We start from the raw sequence: 19,040 nt of genomic DNA, 5'->3' as shown, positions 1-19,040 counted from the left end.
TCGATCGCCAGGCGTTGTTGTTCTGGATGCCCGCTGATTCGTTCAGGGGTTATCGGCAATGATTGCGGAAGCTGAAACGCTTTTTCAGCAGATTTGTAACTGGATAAATTGGGGCTGCAAAGCGGCCCCGATCAGTATCAAAGGTTACGCGCACTGAAGGTGTCGCAACTGTTCACCTCGCCTTGGGCAAACCCGGCCTTGAACCAGCGCACCCGCTGCGCCGAAGTGCCATGGGTGAACGAGTCAGGCACTACGCGTCCGCGACCTTGCTGTTGCAGGCGGTCATCGCCAATGGCATTGGCCGCGTTCAAGGCTTCTTCGACGTCACCCGGTTCCAGCCAGTTCAGGCGCTTTTGGGCCTGGTAGGCCCACACGCCGGCCAGGCAGTCGGCTTGCAGTTCCTGGCGCACCAGCAGGCCGTTGTCGCCTTCCATGCGCTGGCCGTTGCGGCGCGCGGCATCCACCTTGGCCGAAACGCCCAGCAGGGTCTGCACATGGTGGCCGATTTCGTGAGCGATCACGTAGGCCTGGGCAAAATCGCCAGCGGCAGCAAAGCGGGTTTCCATTTCGCGGAAGAACGACATGTCCAGGTACACCCGCTGGTCTGCCGGGCAATAGAACGGCCCCACTGCCGCCGAGGCGAAACCACAGGCTGAATTGACCTGGCCACTGAACAGCACCAGCTTGGGGTCGCGGTACTGTTTGCCGGCTTCGGCAAACAGGGCTTTCCAGGTGTCTTCGGTGTCGCCCAGGATCGAGGCCACGAACTCGGCCTGCTGGTCATTGGCCGGTGGCGCCTTGCCGCCCGCACCACTCGGTGCAACCTGCGTCTGTTGCTGTTCCATCTGGCCGGCGAGCTGGCCAAGAATCTGCAACGGGTCCTGCCCGGTGAGCCAGCCGATGCCGACGATCAGCAGGATCGCCCCAAGCCCCAGCCCCTTGCCGCCGCCGAAACGCATGCCGCCGCCACCGCCACCTTCGCCTCGGGCATCGACCACGTTGTCGCTGCGTCGGCCTTTTCGCCATTCCATGAGTGCTCTCCCGAGCGTGAAACAAGAAGACAAAGATTAGTTCACGACAGCGGCAGGTGTCAGGCCAAGATGTTAACCCATAACCAAATGGTTATGTGAGAGAGGGCTGATTTCAATATTCATCGCGCGCGACATGCCTGAAACTGCAAGTCCGCCTGCCACGCCCAGGCGTTCACATAATTCCAAGAGAGGAAACCGGCATGCCCGCACAGGACAACAGCCGCTTCGTGATCCGTGATCGCAACTGGCACCCCAAAGCCCTTACGCCTGACTACAAGACGTCCGTTGCCCGCTCGCCGCGCCAGGCACTGGTCAGCATTCCGCAGTCGATCAGCGAAACCACGGGGCCAGACTTTTCCCACCTGGGCTTCGGTGCCCACGACCATGACCTGCTGCTGAACTTCAACAACGGTGGCCTGCCGATCGGCGAACGCATCATCGTTGCCGGCCGCGTGGTCGACCAGTACGGCAAGCCTGTGCCGAACACCCTGGTGGAGATGTGGCAAGCCAACGCCGGCGGCCGCTACCGCCACAAGAACGACCGCTACCTGGCTCCGCTGGACCCGAACTTCGGTGGCGTTGGCCGTTGCCTGACCGACCGTGATGGCTACTACAGCTTCCGCACCATCAAGCCAGGCCCGTACCCATGGCGCAACGGCCCTAATGACTGGCGCCCGGCGCACATCCACTTCGCCATCAGCGGCCCGTCGATTGCGACCAAGCTGATCACCCAACTGTACTTCGAGGGTGACCCGCTGATCCCGATGTGCCCGATCGTCAAGTCGATCGCCAACCCGCAAGCCGTGCAGCAGTTGATCGCCAAGCTCGACATGAGCAATGCCAACCCGATGGACTGCCTGGCCTACCGCTTCGACATCGTGCTGCGCGGCCAGCGCAAGACCCACTTCGAAAACTGCTGAGGACCCCGCCATGCCAATCGAACTGCTGCCGGAAACCCCTTCGCAGACCGCCGGCCCCTACGTGCACATCGGCCTGGCCCTGGAAGCGGCCGGCAACCCGACCCGCGACCAGGAAATCTGGAACCGCCTGGCCAAGCCAGACGCGCCGGGCGAGCACATTCTGCTGATCGGCCAGGTGTATGACGGTAACGGCCACCTGGTGCGCGACTCGTTCCTGGAAGTGTGGCAAGCCGACGCCAATGGCGAATACCAGGATGCCTACAACCTGGAAAACGCCTTCAACAGCTTTGGTCGCACCGCCACTACCTTCGATGCCGGCGAGTGGACGCTGCACACGGTCAAGCCGGGCGTGGTGAACAACGCGGCTGGCGTGCCGATGGCGCCGCACATCAACATCAGCCTGTTTGCCCGGGGCATCAACATTCACCTGCACACGCGCCTGTACTTCGATGACGAAGCCCAGGCCAACGCCAAGTGCCCGGTGCTGAACCTGATCGAGCAGCCGCAGCGGCGTGAGACGTTGATTGCCAAGCGTTGCGAAGTGGACGGGAAAACGGCGTATCGCTTCGATATCCGTATTCAGGGGGAAGGGGAGACGGTCTTCTTCGACTTCTGATACAAACCCTTGGGGCCGCAACGCGGCCCCAGCGTTCTATCAGTTAACGCCGAACCAGCAGAACCCCACTCTCCATATGGTGGGTATAGGGGAACTGATCAAACAACGCACACCGTTCGATACGGTGGGTGTCCTGCAACTGGGCAATGTTCGCCGCCAGCGTTTCCGGGTTGCACGAGATGTACAGAATGCGCTCGAAACGTCGGGTCAGCTCGCAGGTGTCCGGGTCCATCCCCGCGCGCGGCGGGTCGACGAACACGGTGCCGAAGTCGTAGCTCTTCAGGTCGATGCCTTCCAGGCGACGGAACGGCCGCACCTCATTCAGTGCCTGAGTCAGCTCCTCTGCCGACAAGCGCACCAAACGCACGTTATCCACAGCGTTCTCGTCGAGGTTGCTCAGCGCGGCATTGACCGAGGTCTTGCTGATTTCGGTCGCCAGCACCTGTCGCACGCGGGTGGCCAGCGGCAGGGTGAAGTTGCCGTTGCCGCAGTACAGCTCCAGCAAATCGTCTTCACGCTCGCCGATGGCTTCGAACGCCCAGCTCAGCATCTTCTGGTTCACCGCACCGTTAGGCTGGGTGAACGCGCCTTCCGGCTGGCGATAGCTGAACACGCGGCCAGCCACGTCGAGTTTTTCCACCGCGTAGTCGCGGCCAATCACCAGGCGTTTGCCTTTGGAGCGGCCAATCACGCTAACACCCAGCGCTTCGGCCAGTTGCCGTGCGGCCAGTTCCCACGCCTCGTCCAACGGGCGGTGGTAGCACAGGGTGATCATCGCATCACCGGCCAGGGTGGTCAGGAACTCCACCTGGAACAGGCGGTTGCCCAGTTCCTCGCTGGCCTGCCAGGCCGCCTTCAGGCGCGGCATCAGCGCATTGATGCGCTGGCTGGCAATGGGGAAATCCTCGATCAGGATCGCCTTGTGCTTCTCGCCCGGGGCGAACATGGCGTAGTGGCGCTGGCCGTCCTCGCGCCACAGGCGGAACTCGGCGCGCAGGCGGTAGTGCTCGCGTGGCGAGTCGAAAACAGCCGGCTCCGGCGCGCCGAAGGGCGCCAGCAGCTCGCGCAGCCGGGCCACCTTGGCATCCAGTTGGGTGGCGTAGGAGGAGGGGTCGAAAGCAGCACTCATGCGTTGAACCAGCCCAGCTTGATGACGAACAGGATGGAAAGGATCACCAAGGCCGGGTTCAGGTCGCGGTGGCGGCCGGAGATCAGCTTGACGGCGGTCCAGGAAATGAAGCCGAAGGCGATGCCGTTGGCGATCGAGTAGGTCAGCGGCATGGCCAGGGCAGTCACCACTACCGGTGCGGCTTCGGTAACGTCGTCCCAGTTTATTTCTGCCAGGCCCGAAGCCATCAGCACCGCGACGAACAGCAACGCCGGGGCAGTGGCGAAGGCTGGCACGCTACCGGCCAGCGGCGCGAAGAACAGCGCCAGCAGGAACAGCACGGCAACCACGATGGCGGTCAGGCCAGTGCGGCCACCGGCGCTCACACCTGCAGCGGACTCGATGTAGCTGGTGGTGGTCGAGGTGCCCAGCAGCGAACCGGCCATGGCGGCGGTGCTGTCGGCGATCAGCGCGCGGCCCATTTTCGGCATGTGGCCGTCCTTGCCCATCAAACCGGCGCGCTTGGCCACGCCGATCAGGGTGCCGGAGTTGTCGAACAGGTCGACGAACAGGAAGGCGAAGATCACGCTGACCAGGCCTACGTCCAGCGCACCGGCAATGTCCAGTTGCAGGAAGGTCGGTGCCAGCGACGGCGGCATGGAGACGATGCCGCCGAACGGCGTCACGCCCATCACGATCGAGGCGATGGTCACCGCCAGGATGCCGATCAGCACGGCACCGCGCACTTTCAGCGACTCCAGGCCCACGATCAGGAAGAAGCCCAGGGTAGCGAGGATCGGCGCTGGCTGCTTGAGGTCGCCGAGGCCCACCAGAGTAGCCGGGTTATCGACGACGATGCCGGCATTATGCAGGGCGATCAGCGCCAAGAACAGCCCGATGCCGGCGGCAATCGCCGAGCGCAGCGGCAGCGGGATGCTGTTCACGATCCATTCGCGGATGCGGAAGATCGACAACAGGAAGAACATCACCGCCGACAGGAACACCGCACCCAGCGCCACTTGCCAGGTGTGGCCCATGTGCAGCACCACGGTGTAGGTGAAGAACGCGTTCAGGCCCATGCCCGGCGCCAGGGCGATCGGGTAGTTGGCGATCAGGCCCATGGTCACCGAGCCGATGGCTGCGGCCAGGCAGGTGGCGACGAAGATCGCGCCTTTGTCCATGCCGGTCTCGCCGAGGATGCTCGGGTTGACGAACAGGATGTAGGCCATGGCCAGGAAGGTGGTGACGCCCGCGAGAATCTCGGTGCGCACATTGGTGTTGTGTGCTTTTAGTTGAAACAGCCTTTCCAGCATGCCCGCTCCCCAAGGCGCCCCCGGCGCCATGAATGTATCGACCCCATCAGCAAAGCACAGACCGTACCGGTTGCCGTGGTTTTGTGTGGGGAGGAAAAAAGCCGCGCATGATACCAGCATGCTCGGCGGGGGCCTATGGCCGTTGGGAATGGGATTTTCTCAAGCCTGTGCGGCCTCTTCGCGGTTTTACCCGCGAAGAGGCCGCACAGGTTAGCGCTCAGTTGTTATGCAACCGATCCCGCTTGGCCAGTGTTGGGAACAGTCTTATCCACACCCCGGTCACCACCAATGTGCCCACTCCGCCCATCACCACCGCTGGCACTGTGCCAAACCAGTGCGCCGTCACCCCGGATTCGAACTCGCCGAGCTGGTTCGAGGCACCAATGAACAACCCGTTCACCGCGCTCACCCGCCCGCGCATTTCATCCGGCGTTTCCAGTTGCACGAAAGCCCCGCGAATCACCATGCTGATCATGTCCGCCGCGCCCAGCACTACCAGCACTGCCAGCGAGAACCAGAACGAGGTCGACAAGCCGAAGGCGATGGTCGCCACGCCGAACACCCCGACTGCCGTGAACATGGTGCGCCCCACATTGCGTTCGAACGGGAAGCGCGCCAGCCATACCGACATCAGCAATGCGCCCACCGCCGGGGCCGAACGCAAAAGGCCAAGGCCCAGCGGGCCGGTCAGCAGGATGTCCTTGGCGAACACCGGCAGCAGCGCGGTGGCGCCACCCAGCAGAACGGCAAACAGGTCCAGCGAGATAGCACCGAGGATGTCAGGCCGGCTGCGGATGAAGCGAATGCCGGCCAGCAGCGATTCGATGCTGGCCCGCCCGCGCTGCACGACCTGGCCGCGTGCCTGCAGGCTCAGGGTGAGCACGCAGGCGATGGCATACAGGGCCACGGTGGGGCCATACACCCAGATACTGCCAAAGGCATACAGGAAGCCGCCCACTGCTGGCGCCACGATGGTCGCCGATTGGGTGGCTGACGCTGACGCCGCCACCGCCCTTGGGAACAGCCCAGGCGGCACCACGTTGGGCAACAGCGCCTGGGTCGCCGGCATTTCGAACGAGCGTGTGGCACCCAGCAGGAAGGCGAGGGCGAAAATGAGTTCTCGGGTGACGTTGTCAGTCGCGCTGCCCACCGCCAGCGCCAGGGCGATCAACCCCTGCAGGCTCTGGCACAGGGCGGCGACTTTGCGCCGGTCATAGCGGTCGGCTACATGCCCGGTGTGCAGCATGAACAGCACCCGTGGTGCAAATTCCACCAGGCCGACCAGGCCCAGGTCCAGCACGTTGCCGGTCAATTGATAGAGGTGCCAGCCAATGGCCACAGTGAGCATCTGGAAGCCGCTGGCGGTAAACACGCGGGCCAGCCAGAACGCCAGGAAAGGGCGGTGGTGACGTAACAACTGCGGTGCGGAATCAGACATCGGAAACCAGGGGCCTCGGCGCAGTAGAGGGGGTGCGCAGCGTATCATCTGTTTGTAACAACCGGTTACTGTTTGCCCGGATCGGCACTTTTTCACACCTAATGAAAGAGGGTGGGGCAACCGGTCACGCGGCAATCAGCCACACGGCTTGCCGGGCAATTCGGGACTATGCTTCCTAACATTCGTTGATCTGGATCAATCGTTCCAGATTCAACGAATAGGCCCTTTGGGCCGGAATCCCTGCGATTGAACAGAACAATTCCAACACGCCGTACTCGATCCAGTGGGGGCAGTGGGCGACTGGGGCCACAAGCCCGGACGCCGGATTATCTGAAGAGGAAGCACCATGTTCGGAATAGAGGCCCTAGAGCTCGCCCGAATTCAGTTTGCCTTTACCGTGTCGTTCCACATCCTGTTCCCGGCCATCACCATTGGCCTGGCGAGCTACCTGGCAGTCCTCGAAGGCCTCTGGCTTCGGACCCACAACCAGGTCTACCGTGACCTCTATCACTTCTGGTCGAAAATTTTCGCCGTCAACTTCGGCATGGGCGTGGTCTCGGGCCTGGTCATGGCCTACCAGTTCGGTACCAACTGGAGCCGCTTCTCAGAGTTCGCCGGCGCCGTCACCGGGCCATTGCTGACCTACGAGGTGCTGACTGCCTTCTTCCTCGAAGCGGGCTTCCTCGGCGTCATGCTGTTCGGCTGGAACCGTGTAGGCCGCGGCTTGCACTTTTTCTCCACCTGCATGGTGGCACTGGGCACGCTGGTATCCACCTTCTGGATTCTCGCCTCCAACAGCTGGATGCAAACCCCGCAAGGCCACGAGATCATCGATGGCCGGGTGGTGCCGGTGGACTGGTTTGCGGTGGTGTTCAACCCCTCGTTCCCCTACCGCCTGATGCACATGGCCACCGCTGCGTTCGTCTCCACGGCGTTCTTCGTCGGCGCCTCGGCGGCCTGGCACCTGCTACGCGGGCGTGACAACCCGGCGGTGCGCAAGATGCTGTCGATGGCCATGTGGATGGCGCTGATCGTCGCCCCGATCCAGGCCGTGATCGGCGACTTCCATGGCCTGAACACGCTCAAGCACCAGCCGGTGAAAATCGCTGCCATCGAAGGCCACTGGGAGAACGTACCCGGCGAGCCGACCCCGTTGATCCTGTTCGGCATTCCCGACATGAAGGCCGAAACGACGCACTTCAAACTGGAAATCCCGGCGCTCGGCAGCCTGATCCTCACCCACAGCCTGGACAAGCAGGTGCCGGCAATGAAGGAATTCCCGCCTGAGGACCGGCCCAACTCGACCATCGTCTTCTGGTCGTTCCGAATCATGGTCGGGCTTGGCTTCCTGATGATCTTCGTCGGCCTGTGGAGCCTGTGGCTGCGCAAGCGTGGCACGCTCTACACCTCGCGCCCGTTCCTGTACCTGGCGCTATGGATGGGGCCTTCCGGGCTGATCGCCTTGCTGGCCGGCTGGTTCACCACCGAGATCGGCCGCCAGCCCTGGGTGGTGTATGGCCTGATGCGCACGGCGGATGGCGTGTCCAACCACAGTTATGCACAGCTCGGCTTCACCCTGGTGGCGTTCGTGGTGGTGTACTTCGCCCTGTTCGGTACCGGCCTTGGCTACATGATGCGCCTGGTGCGCAAAGGACCGCAGACCGGCGAAGGTGACGAACACACACCGGGCGGCCCTGGCCAGAAACGTACGCCGGCGCGGCCGCTGTCTGCCGCCGATGATGGCCATGAGGCCAAGACTGCCAGCCTGAGCAAGGAGGACTGAGCCATGGGTATCGACCTTCCGCTGATCTGGGCGGTGATCATCATCTTCGGCGTCATGATGTACGTGGTGATGGACGGCTTCGACCTGGGTATCGGCATGCTCTTCCCCTTCGTCAAGGGCGAGCAGGACCGCGATGTAATGATGAACACCGTCGCCCCGGTGTGGGACGGCAACGAAACCTGGTTGATCCTGGGTGGTGCGGGGCTGTTCGGGGCGTTCCCGATGGCCTATGCCGTGGTGCTCGAAGCCCTGTACCTGCCGTTGGTCCTGATGCTGATCGGGCTGATCTTCCGCGGCGTGGCCTTCGAGTTCCGCTTCAAGGCCAAGGCCGACAAGCGCCATATCTGGGACAAGGCGTTCATCTGGGGGTCGCTGGTTGCCACCTTCTTCCAGGGTGTGGCCCTGGGTGCCTTCCTCGAAGGCTTCAAGGTGGTCGACCGCCATTTCGCCGGTGGCACCCTCGATTGGCTTACCCCGTTCAGCCTGTTCTGTGGCTTGGGGCTGATCGTGGCCTACACGCTGTTGGGCTGCACCTGGCTGATCATGAAGACCGAAGGGCCGCTGCAACAGAAGATGCACGACATGGCCCGGCCGCTGGCGCTGGTGCTGCTGGTGGTGATCGGTATCGTCAGCCTGTGGACACCCATCGCTTATCCACAGATCGCCGACCGCTGGTTCAGCATGCCTAACCTGATCTGGTTCATGCCGGTACCGCTGCTGGTGCTGGTGACCTTTTACGGGTTGCTCAAGGCGGTGGCACGCAACGCGCACTACACGCCGTTCCTGCTTACCCTGGTGCTGATCTTCCTTGGCTACAGCGGCCTGGGCATTAGCCTGTGGCCGAACATCATCCCGCCCTCGATCTCGATCTGGGATGCTGCGGCGCCACCGCAAAGCCAGGGCTTCATGCTAGTGGGCACGTTATTCATCCTGCCGTTCATCCTCATGTACACCTTCTGGAGCTACTACGTGTTCCGCGGCAAGGTGACCCATGAAGACGGCTATCACTAGGAGGACCGCATGATGACCGGCAAACATGGCTTGGAAGAGAAGAAGCCGCTGTGGCAGCGGCTGGGTTGGCTGTTGCTGATCTGGGCGATGAGCGTGGCGGCGTTGGGTGTGGCGGCGTGGGTGATGCGGCTGTTCATGGGGGCTGCGGGCCTTACCACCCACTGAGGTTGCGGGGAGAACTGTGGGAGCGGCGCCTTTACTTACGGGCTTTCAGGATGACGAACTTTGGCGTCGCTGCCACCTGCTCCACCCCCCGGAACAACCGTGCCAGCTTGCTGTGATAGCCCAAGTGCCGGTTACCCACGATGTACAGCGCCCCACCCACCAGCAGCGCCTCACGCGCCTGCTGGAACATGCGCCACGCCAGGAAATCCCCCACCACCTGCTGCTGGTGGAACGGCGGGTTGCACAGCACCACGTCCAGCGACTGCTTCTCCACCCCGGCCAACCCATCGGCTGCGACGAAGGTCGCCGGGCGTTCGCCCAGTGCAGCCTGCCAGTTCTCCCGCGCCGATTGCACTGCCATGTACGACTCGTCGACCAGCGTGTACTGGGCATCCGGGTTGGCCAATGCACTGGCAATCGCCAGTACGCCATTACCGCAGCCCAGGTCTGCCACCCTCGCGTTGCCCAGGTCACGTGGCAGATGCGGCAAGAATGCCCGGGTGCCGATATCCAGCCCTTCACGGCAGAACACGTTGGCGTGGTTCACCAGCTCCAGCGCAGGCGCTTCAAGGCGATAGCGGCTAGGGTAGGGCGAGCGGGCGGCCGGCAGTTCGGCCACCGTTGCCGTCAGCAAGCGCGCCTTTTTCTGCGCCAGCGAGGCCTGCACCGGGCCGATGTATTTTTCCATCAGGTCACCGGCCGCGCGTGGCAAATGCTTGATCATTGCCCCCGCAATCACCTGCGCCCCTGGCGCCAGGTGGCCTTGCAGGCGAATCAGTTGCTCTTCGAGCAGCGCCAGGGTTTTTGGCACGCGCACCAGCACCCGGTCGAACGGGCCTTGCCAGTGTTCACTGGCCGGTACGAACGGCACGCTGTCGAACGGCAAGCCATTGCGCGCCAGGTTCTTTTCCAGGGCCAGATGCGCCAGGTGCGAATCGCCACTGCTGACTACCTGCAGCTGGCCCGCCAGGCTGGCGGCCAAGGCACCGAAGCTGTCATTGAGCACCAGCACCCGGCAGCTGGCGTCGGGAGCCTGTTCGTGCAGTTGCGCAAGCAGGTACTCGTCGGCGGCGTCGAAAGCCTGCAGCGGGTCGTTGGCCTGCTCCGGCTGGCGGATCAGGTCGAGTTCGGCGTAGGGGGTGGTCAACAGGGGCATGGCGTCTGGCTCGGGTATGAAACTGCCCGTTGCGGTTCGCTCCGGGCTTTGCCGGGCGATTCTACAGGGCTTTGCCCAAGGTCGCAGGTTTGTAGGTCAGATCCAGCCACGCATGGCTGCGATGGCGATGGCACCGGCTTTGTTTGCTGCGTTGGTTTTGGTGATCACGCTGCGGATATGAAAGTTAACCGTGCTTTGCGACAGCGATAGAATGCAGGCCACGTCGGCAGCGGTCTTGCCGGCGGCTGACCATTTCAGCACTTCCAGTTCCCGATCGCTCATTTTGGGTTGGGGGGGGCACAGTGCGTTCAGGTGGTGCTCGCCCAGTACGGCGTGAAGGGTGTGGCACAGCCACTGCACGCTGCCGGCTTTGCCGTAGAGTTCGGTAATGTCGATGTTGCCGGCGGGTCTGGCTACGCTGATCTGGCTCTCGTTGTGCTGTATGTCGTGCAGCGACTGCGTCCAGCCATGACGCAGGCCATGTTGGCAAGCCTCTTCACGAAACTGAGGGGCTTCGCGGTACAGTTCTTCGGTCCAAAGCACTGGCATCGTCGAGCTGTGGCTCACGTTTGCGGCGGGGTCCTGTTTGTAGAACTCGTCGCGCTGATAGCGCTCGATCCATTCATCCGGATAATTGCTGTAGAGGTAAACCCTGGGTGTCTGCGTGGCGATCTGAATGCGAATATTCAGCCCGAGGTACTCCATGCCCAAGTCCTGAGCCAAGTGCACTGCGATGTCGAACAACTTCCTTGGGCATCGCTCGCTGACGAACACATGCAGGTGTTCGGGTCTCCAATGAAGCATTTGAAGCTCTCCTTGGGTGCCAGGATCCAATCCGTTTGAGTACCCGAAAGATTGTAGGAAAAGTCCTAGCATTGTGTTGGGATTTTTTTGTTATAGCGATAAGGAGTTTCTGAGCGTTCGGCACGATCGCCCTTGATGAGGCCCTACAAAGCGGTGGTTTTTATCCGGGCCGCTTTAAGCGACACTGTGCACTCGCCAACCCTGGAGCCCGATATGACCGCAAGCGCCGAAAAGTTCACCCGCCAGACCCTGCTCGATGTTCAGCCGTTGACGCCGAACCTCTTCAGCCTGCGGGTTACGCGCGATGCGGGGTTCCGCTTCCGTTCCGGCCAGTTTGCCCGCCTGGGCGTGACCAAGGCCGATGGCAGCGTGGTGTGGCGCGCCTATTCCATGGTCAGCGCACCGCATGACGAGCACCTCGACTTCTTCTCCATCGTTGTGCCGGGCGGTGAATTCACCAGCGAGCTGAGCCGGTTGGGGGCAGGCGACACTCTGCTGATCGACCGCCAGGCGTTTGGTTTCCTCACCCTCGACCGCTTTGTCGGGGGGCGTGACTTGTGGCTGTTGGCCACGGGCACGGGGATTGCGCCATTCATGTCGATTCTGCAGGACTTCGAGGCCTGGGAGCGTTTCGACAGCATCAAGTTGGTGTACTCGGTGCGCGAAGCGAAAGAGCTGGCTTATGTGGATGAAATCGCCGGGCTGGAGCGGCGCGACTACCTGGCCGAGTTTGCTGGCAAGTTGCAGTTCATTCCGGTGGTGACCCGTGAGCGGCACCCGGGTGCGTTGAACCAGCGTATTACCACGCTGATCGAGAATGGCGAGTTGGAGAAGGCCGCAGGGCTCGAGCTGTCACCGGAGCATTCGAGGGTGATGCTATGCGGCAACCCGGATATGATCGACGAGACGCGCAAGGTGCTGAAGGCACGTGACCTGCAACTGAGCCTGAGCAAGCGGCCGGGGCAGGTGGCGGTAGAAAACTACTGGTAATTGGGGGCGCACAGCGCCCCCAGCTATCTCAAGGCAAACGGTTCTGGTTCTGTGTCTTGAGCAAATCGCGAATCTCGGTCAGCAGCGTTTCTTCGGCCGTTGGCACTGGCGGAACAGTCGGTGCCACGGCTTCTTCACGCTTGAGCCGGTTGATTGCCTTCACCCCCATAAAGATGGCAAAGGCCACGATCAGGAAGTCGATCACGGTCTGGATGAACTTGCCATACGCCAGCACCACCGCCGGTACATCACCTTCGGCAGCCTTCAGGGTAATGGCCAGGTCGCTGAAGTCCACGCCCCCGATCAATAGGCCCAGTGGCGGCATGACCACGTCTCCGACGAAGGACGAGACGATCTTGCCGAAGGCCGCGCCGATGATGATACCCACCGCCATGTCGACGACATTGCCTTTGACCGCGAAGGCCTTGAACTCACTGATCATGCCCATGTTTGGTTCCTTGTAACAAAAGGTAAGGTTAACGCAGTGTAAGCCACTAAAACGCTTCATGCGTGGTGCTCAGGCCTACTGACTGCAGTTGGAACGAATAGTTTTGTCGCATCCCGAAGCGTTCGAGACACGTTCGGCTCGGCTATCATGGCGGTTTTTTCCAGGAGACCCCACCCATGGCCAAGGCCAAGCGCTTGTATGGCTGCACCGAGTGCGGCGCGACCTTCCCCAAATGGGCAGGCCAGTGTGGCGAATGCGGGGCCTGGAACACCCTGGTCGAAACCATGATCGAGAGCGGCGGCGCGGCGGCACCCAGCAGCGGCCGCGCCGGCTGGACCGGGCAACAGGCACAGATCAAGACCCTGGCCGAAGTCAGCGTCGAGGAAATCCCGCGCTTCACCACCAGCAGCACCGAACTGGACCGCGTGCTGGGAGGAGGCCTGGTGGATGGCTCGGTGGTGCTGATTGGTGGCGACCCCGGCATCGGCAAGTCGACCATCCTGCTGCAGACGTTGTGCAACATTGCCGTGGGCATGCCGGCACTGTATGTGACGGGTGAGGAATCGCAGCAGCAGGTGGCCATGCGTTCGCGGCGCCTGGGCTTGCCCCAGGACCAGCTCAAGGTGATGACCGAAACCTGCATCGAGACCATCATCGCCACAGCCCGCGTCGAGAAACCACGGGTGATGGTGATCGACTCGATCCAGACCATTTTCACCGAACAGTTGCAATCAGCGCCCGGTGGCGTGGCCCAGGTGCGTGAGAGCACGGCGCTGCTGGTGCGTTACGCCAAGCAAAGCGGTACGGCCATCTTCCTGGTCGGCCATGTGACCAAGGAAGGCTCGCTGGCCGGCCCGCGGGTACTGGAGCACATGGTCGACACCGTGTTGTATTTCGAGGGTGAGTCCGATGGCCGACTGCGCTTGCTGCGTGCGGTGAAGAACCGCTTTGGCGCGGTCAACGAACTGGGTGTGTTCGGCATGACCGACCGAGGCCTTAAAGAAGTCTCCAACCCTTCGGCGATCTTCCTCAACCGCACCCAGGAGGAAGTACCGGGCAGCGTGGTCATGGCGACTTGGGAGGGCACCCGGCCGATGCTGGTCGAGGTGCAGGCACTGGTCGACGACAGCCACCTGGCCAACCCCCGGCGGGTAACCCTGGGCCTGGACCAGAACCGTCTGGCCATGTTGTTGGCGGTGTTGCACCGCCACGGCGGGATTCCGACCCACGATCAGGACGTGTTCCTCAACGTGGTGGGCGGGGTGAAGGTGCTGGAGACAGCCTCGGACCTGGCGTTGCTGGCGGCGGTGATGTCCAGCTTGCGCAACCGGCCACTCGCCCATGGGCTGCTGGTGTTTGGCGAGATTGGCTTGTCGGGCGAGGTGCGGCCTGTGCCCAGCGGTCAGGAGCGGTTGAAGGAGGCGGCCAAGCATGGTTTCAAGCGTGCCATCGTGCCCAAGGGCAATGCGCCGAAAGAACCGCCAGCGGGGTTGCAGGTGATTGCCGTGACTCGGCTGGAGCAGGCTCTGGATGCACTGTTCGAGTAATTAGTAGCCTGTACCGACCTCTTCGCGGGCACAGGCAAACGAAAAAGGGGCCGACGATGCGCGTCGGCCCCTCCACTTCACCACTCAGTCAGCAGTCAATGCTCGGCAACCGCCGCCCGCCTGACGGTTTCATTGCCATGCTCATCCACCTCCAGCATCGGTACCTCATTGCCTTCAGCGTCGAACAGCTTGCCATCCTTGAAGTAGTCACCATCACGCAACGCAGAAATGTCCGAGTACTGGATGGTGCGCTCGTAGGCCGCAGCGAACACCGACTGGTTTTCCGAGTTGCCGGTGGTGAAGTGGTTGAAGATCAGGTTCAGCAGGATGGCCATGATCGCCGCCGAGCTGATGCCTGAGTGGAAGATGGTCTCGAACCAGTTCGGGAAGTGGTGGTAGAAGGTCGGCGCGGCGATCGGGATCATGCCGAAGCCCAGCGAGGCCGCGACGATGATCAGGTTGACGTTGTTCTTGTAGCTGACCTTCGACAGGGTGCGAATACCACTGGCTGCCACGGTGCCGAACAGCACGATGCCCGCGCCGCCCAGTACCGGGGTAGGTACTGCGGCAATCACCCGGCCCATGATCGGCAGCAGGCCGAGCACCACCAGGATCACACCACCGGTAGCTACCACATAGCGGCTCTTGACCCCGGTCACGGCCACCAGGCCAACGTTCTGGGCGAACGCGCTCTGGGTGAACGAGCCGAAGATCGGCGCCAGGATGCTCGATGCCATGTCGGCGCGCAGGCCATTGCCCAGGCGCTTGGAGTCGACCTTGGTATCGATGATCTCACCCACGGCGAGGATGTCGGCCGAGGTTTCCACCAGGGTCACCATGATCACGATGCACATCGACAGGATCGCGGCGATGTGGAATTCCGGCATGCCGAAATGGAACGGCGTCGGGAAGGCAAATATCGGACCTTCGGTGACTTTGCTGAAATCGGTCATGCCCAGCGCCCAGGCGATCAGCGTGCCGACCACCATGGCCAGCAGGATCGACAGGCGCGAGATGGTCGCGCTGCCCAGCTTGCTCAGCAGTAGCACGATGGCGAAGGTGAGCCCGGCCAGGCCGATGTTGGCAACGCTGCCGAATTCTGGCGAGGCGCTGTTGCCACCCATTACCCATCGTGCGGCCACCGGCATCAGGGTCAGGCCGATGGTGGTGATGACGATACCGGTCACCAGTGGCGGGAAGAACTTGGTGATGCGCGAGAACACCGGCGTGATCAGAAAGCCGATCAGCGATGCAGCCATGACCGCGCCAAGCACGCCCGGCAAGCCACCGCCACCCTCGCTGCTGAGGATCGCGCCCATGGTCGCCACACCGGCGAACGACACGCCCTGCACCAGCGGCAACTGGCAGCCAAAAAACGGCAGCCCCAAGGTCTGTAGCAGGGTGGCCAGGCCACCGGCAAACAGCGAGGCCGCGATCAGCATGCCGATTTCGGCACCGTTCAGGCCAGCGGCCTGCCCCAGGATCAGGGGTACCGCGACGATCCCCCCGTACATGGTCAACACATGCTGCAGACCATAGGCCAGGTTGGCACCAAGCCCGAGGTTTTCATCCTCGGGGCGCTTGGTGGGAGACGTGCTAGGGGACGTAGTCATGGAGCAGGCTCTCTGTTTATTGTTGTGTCGCTACTGTAGACATTTCCTGCAAATTATTGCCACAAAAATTGTATACAATATTTTGATCGGAGCGCGTACACGAGCGACCGCAGGGTGTGCGAAAACCCAATGCAGAAGGCGTACCAACTCATCGAAAACGGTGCTAGAGGGGTGTGTACAAAGTACTGCTACCCAGGCTTAAAGCTGTCTGGGTAGACAGGAAACATCATGTGGGAAAGCTATTAGCTAGCTAAGAGATTTCATTATTCGATGAGTTCGCGCAGCTCACGCATCATTTCGGTGCTGTCAGCCACGTTCAATTCCACAAGACGGTGCAAATGGGTCATCGAATCGACGTCGATGTAGAGGCAGATGAAGCCCAGGCGATCGGGTTCTTCGTGGCGCAACTCGACCTGCATCTGCACCTCGGTCACTTCATCGTTGAGCAGGATGTACGCTTCGAAGTCCTGGGTCAGGTCGGCATCCCACGGTTGCGGGCATTCGACCAGCAGCCCTTTGAGGGACAGGTCGAGCAGTTTCACCTCCCAGCAGCGTTCGCCCTGGCACAGCCGGGTCGGGGCGTCGAACTGGATACGCTGGAAGCGGCGGCGTTCGTCGTGATCGCTCATGGCATGGGTCCTCGGGTAGGTCCTAAGGTGACATCCTGACTATAGTTAGCGTGGTATGTGCATCAGGTACCGCAATCTGGCCGCAGAGGCTCTAGACCAAAGCAAGTGTGGCAATGTGCGATGACTGGCCCTAGACTCGGTGGGCGGTCTTTCCAATCCACCAGCTGGAAGCAAACCATGAACAACAATAATAGCCTGCTACGCCACCTTCCGTGGCTGGCGCTGGCAGTCATAGGGGCCTGCGCGCTGGGTGTGGTAGCCCTGCGTCGCGGTGAGGCGATCAACGCCTTGTGGATCGTGGTCGCGGCAGTGGCCATCTACCTGGTTGCCTACCGTTACTACAGCCTGTTCATCGCCACCAAGGTGATGCAACTCGACCCGCGGCGGGCCACGCCGGCGGTGCTCAACAACGACGGCCTGGACTACGTCCCGACCAACAAACACATTCTGTTCGGTCACCACTTCGCCGCCATCGCTGGCGCAGGCCCCCTGGTCGGCCCGGTGCTTGCCGCGCAAATGGGCTACCTGCCCGGCACGCTTTGGCTGATTGCCGGTGTGGTGCTGGCCGGTGCGGTGCAGGACTTCATGGTCCTGTTCCTTTCTACCCGCCGCAACGGCCGCTCGCTGGGCGACATGGTGCGCGAGGAGATGGGCCGCATTCCGGGCACCATTGCCCTGTTTGGCTGCTTCCTGATCATGATCATCATCCTGGCGGTGCTGGCGCTGATCGTGGTCAAGGCCCTGGCCGAAAGCCCGTGGGGCATGTTCACGGTGATGGCCACCATCCCGATCGCGATGTTCATGGGCATCTACATGCGCTACATCCGCCCGGGCCGCATCGGCGAAATCTCGGTGGTCGGTGTTGTATTGCTGCTGGCCTCGATCTGGCTGGGCGGTGTAATTGCTGCGGACCCGGTGTGGGGCCCGGCCTTCACCTTCACCGGCGTGCAGATCACCTGGATGCTGGTGGGCTACGGCTTCGTTGCCGCCGTGCTGCCGGTATGGCTGGTGCTGGCGCCGCGTGACTACCTGTCCACCTTCCTCAAGATCGGCACTATCGTTGGCCTGGCCATCGGTATCCTGATCATCGCACCTGAGCTGAAAATGCCGGCGCTGACCCAGTTCACCGACGGCACCGGCCCGGTGTGGAAGGGCACCCTGTTCCCGTTCCTGTTCATCACCATCGCCTGCGGTGCGGTGTCCGGCTTCCATGCGCTGATCTCCTCGGGAACAACGCCCAAGCTGCTGGACAACGAAACCAACGCCCGCTACATCGGCTACGGCGGCATGCTGATGGAGTCGTTCGTCGCCATCATGGCCATGGTCGCCGCTTCGGTGATCGAGCCGGGTGTGTACTTCGCCATGAACAGCCCGGCTGCGGTGGTTGGCGCCGACGTGGCATCGGTGGCGCAGACGGTCAGCAGCTGGGGCTTCCTGATTACGCCTGAGCAGCTTGAAGCCGTCGCCCGTGACATCGGCGAGCACACCATCCTGGCCCGTGCCGGCGGTGCGCCGACCCTGGCGGTCGGTATCGCGCAGATCCTGCACCAGGTGTTGCCGGGTGAGAACACCATGGCCTTCTGGTACCACTTCGCGATCCTGTTCGAGGCGCTGTTCATCCTCACCGCGGTGGACGCCGGTACCCGTGCCGGTCGCTTCATGCTGCAAGACCTGCTGGGCAGCTTCGTGCCGGCCCTCAAACGCACCGAATCGTGGGGAGCCAACTTGCTCGCTACCGCGGGTTGCGTGGCACTCTGGGGCTATCTGCTGTACCAAGGTGTGATCGACCCGCTGGGCGGCATCAACACCCTGTGGCCGCTGTTCGGCATCTCCAACCAGATGCTGGCCGGTATCGCCCTGATGCTCGGCACCGTGGTGCTGATCAAGATGAAGCGTCAGCGCTACATCTGGGTCACCCTGGTGCCGGCGGTCTGGCTGCTGATCTGCACCACGGCTGCAGGCCTGATCAAGCTGTTCGACCCGAACCCGGCAGTTGGCTTCCTGGCCCTGGCCAAGAAATACAGCACAGCGCTGGACGCCGGCCAGGTACTGGCCCCGGCCAAGGACATCGGGCAGATGCAGCATGTGATCTTCAACGCCTACACCAACGCGGGCCTGACGATTCTGTTCCTGCTGGTGGTGTTCAGCATCCTGTTCTTCGCCATCAAGGTTGGCTATGCCGCCCTGGGCCGCAAGGAGCGTACCGACAAGGAAACCCCGTTCCAGGCACTGCCTGACGCGTAATCGAGAGGAATGCAGTCATGTTCAACGACCTGGGTCGACTGGGTAAATACCTGGGGCAGGCAGCCCGCCTGATGGTCGGCATGCCCGACTACGACAACTATGTCGAGCACATGCAGAAGACGCACCCGGACAAGCCGGTGATGACGTACGAGGAATTTTTCCGCGAACGTCAGGAAGCGCGTTACGGTGGCAAGTCCGGGCCCAAGTGCTGTTGAGCCTGCGAC

At 62.2% G+C, this 19,040-nt stretch carries 18 protein-coding genes; 9 read left to right on the top strand and 9 right to left on the bottom strand.

Going from position 1 to position 19,040, the window contains the following annotated elements; all coding sequences use genetic code 11:
• Positions 1-137: 137 nt before the first annotated feature.
• A complete protein-coding gene (locus B9A31_RS14575; protein ID WP_016713442.1) occupies positions 138-1,031 on the bottom strand; it encodes a KPN_02809 family neutral zinc metallopeptidase in 894 nt (297 codons plus the stop codon).
• A 200-nt stretch (positions 1,032-1,231) separates the two neighbouring features.
• On the opposite strand from B9A31_RS14575, the gene pcaH reads away from it, so the two are divergent.
• Both pcaH and pcaG read left to right on the top strand, forming a co-directional pair.
• Positions 1,232-1,951 carry a protocatechuate 3,4-dioxygenase subunit beta gene (pcaH, locus tag B9A31_RS14570; protein ID WP_009682255.1) on the top strand — a complete coding sequence of 240 codons (720 nt, stop codon included), beginning with the start codon at positions 1,232-1,234 and terminating at the stop codon, positions 1,949-1,951.
• A 10-nt stretch (positions 1,952-1,961) separates the two neighbouring features.
• Positions 1,962-2,567 (top strand): protocatechuate 3,4-dioxygenase subunit alpha, encoded by a 606-nt coding sequence (gene pcaG, locus B9A31_RS14565; RefSeq protein WP_012274187.1) that lies wholly within the window; start codon positions 1,962-1,964, stop codon positions 2,565-2,567.
• A 43-nt stretch (positions 2,568-2,610) separates the two neighbouring features.
• Here the strand turns inward: pcaG and trmA are convergent, their stop codons facing one another.
• From trmA to B9A31_RS14550, 3 genes are all read right to left on the bottom strand, one after another.
• On the bottom strand, positions 2,611-3,696 hold the full coding sequence (trmA, locus tag B9A31_RS14560; RefSeq protein WP_025754003.1) for a tRNA (uridine(54)-C5)-methyltransferase TrmA: 1,086 nt from the start codon (positions 3,694-3,696) through the stop codon (positions 2,611-2,613).
• A complete protein-coding gene (locus B9A31_RS14555) occupies positions 3,693-4,988 on the bottom strand; it encodes an NCS2 family permease (protein ID WP_019098809.1) in 1,296 nt (431 codons plus the stop codon). Before B9A31_RS14555 ends, trmA begins: the two co-directional genes overlap by 4 nt.
• Before the next feature lie 217 nt (positions 4,989-5,205).
• Positions 5,206-6,426, bottom strand: a complete 1,221-nt coding sequence (locus tag B9A31_RS14550) for an MFS transporter (RefSeq protein ID WP_016713448.1) — start codon at positions 6,424-6,426, stop codon at positions 5,206-5,208.
• A gap of 346 nt (positions 6,427-6,772) precedes the next feature.
• Between B9A31_RS14550 and B9A31_RS14545 the strand changes: the two genes are divergently transcribed.
• From B9A31_RS14545 to B9A31_RS14535, 3 genes are read left to right on the top strand one after another with little or no spacing between them, the layout of a single operon-like run.
• Positions 6,773-8,209, top strand: coding sequence for a cytochrome ubiquinol oxidase subunit I (locus B9A31_RS14545; protein ID WP_084297087.1), 1,437 nt, complete (start codon positions 6,773-6,775; stop codon positions 8,207-8,209).
• 3 nt (positions 8,210-8,212) lie between these two features.
• On the top strand, positions 8,213-9,220 hold the full coding sequence (gene cydB, locus B9A31_RS14540; RefSeq protein WP_019098811.1) for a cytochrome d ubiquinol oxidase subunit II: 1,008 nt from the start codon (positions 8,213-8,215) through the stop codon (positions 9,218-9,220).
• Between the two features lie 9 nt (positions 9,221-9,229).
• Positions 9,230-9,385, top strand: a complete 156-nt coding sequence (locus tag B9A31_RS14535) for a DUF2474 domain-containing protein (protein WP_016713451.1) — start codon at positions 9,230-9,232, stop codon at positions 9,383-9,385.
• A 31-nt stretch (positions 9,386-9,416) separates the two neighbouring features.
• On the opposite strand, the gene B9A31_RS14530 is transcribed toward B9A31_RS14535, so the two are convergent.
• Both B9A31_RS14530 and B9A31_RS14525 read right to left on the bottom strand, forming a co-directional pair.
• Entirely contained in the window at positions 9,417-10,541 is a 1,125-nt protein-coding gene (locus B9A31_RS14530; RefSeq protein ID WP_025754000.1) for a methyltransferase, read from the bottom strand.
• 96 nt (positions 10,542-10,637) lie between these two features.
• A complete protein-coding gene (locus tag B9A31_RS14525; protein WP_084297086.1) occupies positions 10,638-11,345 on the bottom strand; it encodes an autoinducer binding domain-containing protein in 708 nt (235 codons plus the stop codon).
• Positions 11,346-11,558: 213 nt separating this feature from the next.
• Between B9A31_RS14525 and B9A31_RS14520 the strand changes: the two genes are divergently transcribed.
• Positions 11,559-12,335, top strand: a complete 777-nt coding sequence (locus B9A31_RS14520) for a ferredoxin--NADP reductase (RefSeq protein WP_025753999.1) — start codon at positions 11,559-11,561, stop codon at positions 12,333-12,335.
• A 28-nt stretch (positions 12,336-12,363) separates the two neighbouring features.
• Here the strand turns inward: B9A31_RS14520 and mscL are convergent, their stop codons facing one another.
• Positions 12,364-12,783, bottom strand: coding sequence for a large-conductance mechanosensitive channel protein MscL (gene mscL / locus B9A31_RS14515; protein WP_019098814.1), 420 nt, complete (start codon positions 12,781-12,783; stop codon positions 12,364-12,366).
• A 176-nt stretch (positions 12,784-12,959) separates the two neighbouring features.
• Here mscL and radA point away from each other — a divergent pair, with 176 nt between their 5' ends.
• On the top strand, positions 12,960-14,330 hold the full coding sequence (gene radA, locus B9A31_RS14510; protein WP_012274175.1) for a DNA repair protein RadA: 1,371 nt from the start codon (positions 12,960-12,962) through the stop codon (positions 14,328-14,330).
• A 95-nt stretch (positions 14,331-14,425) separates the two neighbouring features.
• Here the strand turns inward: radA and B9A31_RS14505 are convergent, their stop codons facing one another.
• A complete protein-coding gene (locus tag B9A31_RS14505; RefSeq protein WP_019098815.1) occupies positions 14,426-15,943 on the bottom strand; it encodes a nucleobase:cation symporter-2 family protein in 1,518 nt (505 codons plus the stop codon).
• A 263-nt stretch (positions 15,944-16,206) separates the two neighbouring features.
• Positions 16,207-16,572 carry a PilZ domain-containing protein gene (locus tag B9A31_RS14500; protein ID WP_019098816.1) on the bottom strand — a complete coding sequence of 122 codons (366 nt, stop codon included), beginning with the start codon at positions 16,570-16,572 and terminating at the stop codon, positions 16,207-16,209.
• 177 nt (positions 16,573-16,749) lie between these two features.
• Here B9A31_RS14500 and B9A31_RS14495 point away from each other — a divergent pair, with 177 nt between their 5' ends.
• Both B9A31_RS14495 and B9A31_RS14490 read left to right on the top strand, forming a co-directional pair.
• A complete protein-coding gene (locus B9A31_RS14495; RefSeq protein ID WP_019098817.1) occupies positions 16,750-18,816 on the top strand; it encodes a carbon starvation CstA family protein in 2,067 nt (688 codons plus the stop codon).
• Positions 18,817-18,833: 17 nt separating this feature from the next.
• Entirely contained in the window at positions 18,834-19,031 is a 198-nt protein-coding gene (locus B9A31_RS14490; protein ID WP_016713459.1) for a YbdD/YjiX family protein, read from the top strand.
• Positions 19,032-19,040: the final 9 nt, after the last annotated feature.

It is taken from the genome of Pseudomonas sp. URIL14HWK12:I5, from assembly GCF_900176445.1.
Lineage (GTDB): Bacteria > Pseudomonadota > Gammaproteobacteria > Pseudomonadales > Pseudomonadaceae > Aquipseudomonas > Aquipseudomonas monteilii.
The sequence above is the reverse complement of the archived record's forward strand: the minus strand, read 5'-3'. Positions and strand labels throughout refer to the sequence as shown.

Excerpts from the sequence above, each read along its gene's own strand:
- B9A31_RS14575 (WP_016713442.1), bottom strand. The coding sequence starts at position 1,031 with ATGGAATGGCGAAAAGGCCGACGCAGCGACAACGTGGTCGATGCCCGA.
- B9A31_RS14550 (WP_016713448.1), bottom strand. The coding sequence starts at position 6,426 with ATGTCTGATTCCGCACCGCAGTTGTTACGTCACCACCGCCCTTTCCTG.
- B9A31_RS14555 (WP_019098809.1), bottom strand. The coding sequence starts at position 4,988 with ATGCTGGAAAGGCTGTTTCAACTAAAAGCACACAACACCAATGTGCGC.
- B9A31_RS14535 (WP_016713451.1), top strand. The coding sequence starts at position 9,230 with ATGATGACCGGCAAACATGGCTTGGAAGAGAAGAAGCCGCTGTGGCAG.
- pcaH (WP_009682255.1), top strand. The coding sequence starts at position 1,232 with ATGCCCGCACAGGACAACAGCCGCTTCGTGATCCGTGATCGCAACTGG.
- B9A31_RS14495 (WP_019098817.1), top strand. The coding sequence starts at position 16,750 with ATGAACAACAATAATAGCCTGCTACGCCACCTTCCGTGGCTGGCGCTG.
- B9A31_RS14545 (WP_084297087.1), top strand. The coding sequence starts at position 6,773 with ATGTTCGGAATAGAGGCCCTAGAGCTCGCCCGAATTCAGTTTGCCTTT.
- trmA (WP_025754003.1), bottom strand. The coding sequence starts at position 3,696 with ATGAGTGCTGCTTTCGACCCCTCCTCCTACGCCACCCAACTGGATGCC.
- B9A31_RS14525 (WP_084297086.1), bottom strand. The coding sequence starts at position 11,345 with ATGCTTCATTGGAGACCCGAACACCTGCATGTGTTCGTCAGCGAGCGA.
- B9A31_RS14520 (WP_025753999.1), top strand. The coding sequence starts at position 11,559 with ATGACCGCAAGCGCCGAAAAGTTCACCCGCCAGACCCTGCTCGATGTT.
- B9A31_RS14505 (WP_019098815.1), bottom strand. The coding sequence starts at position 15,943 with ATGACTACGTCCCCTAGCACGTCTCCCACCAAGCGCCCCGAGGATGAA.
- cydB (WP_019098811.1), top strand. The coding sequence starts at position 8,213 with ATGGGTATCGACCTTCCGCTGATCTGGGCGGTGATCATCATCTTCGGC.
- B9A31_RS14500 (WP_019098816.1), bottom strand. The coding sequence starts at position 16,572 with ATGAGCGATCACGACGAACGCCGCCGCTTCCAGCGTATCCAGTTCGAC.
- pcaG (WP_012274187.1), top strand. The coding sequence starts at position 1,962 with ATGCCAATCGAACTGCTGCCGGAAACCCCTTCGCAGACCGCCGGCCCC.
- radA (WP_012274175.1), top strand. The coding sequence starts at position 12,960 with ATGGCCAAGGCCAAGCGCTTGTATGGCTGCACCGAGTGCGGCGCGACC.
- B9A31_RS14530 (WP_025754000.1), bottom strand. The coding sequence starts at position 10,541 with ATGCCCCTGTTGACCACCCCCTACGCCGAACTCGACCTGATCCGCCAG.
- mscL (WP_019098814.1), bottom strand. The coding sequence starts at position 12,783 with ATGGGCATGATCAGTGAGTTCAAGGCCTTCGCGGTCAAAGGCAATGTC.
- B9A31_RS14490 (WP_016713459.1), top strand. The coding sequence starts at position 18,834 with ATGTTCAACGACCTGGGTCGACTGGGTAAATACCTGGGGCAGGCAGCC.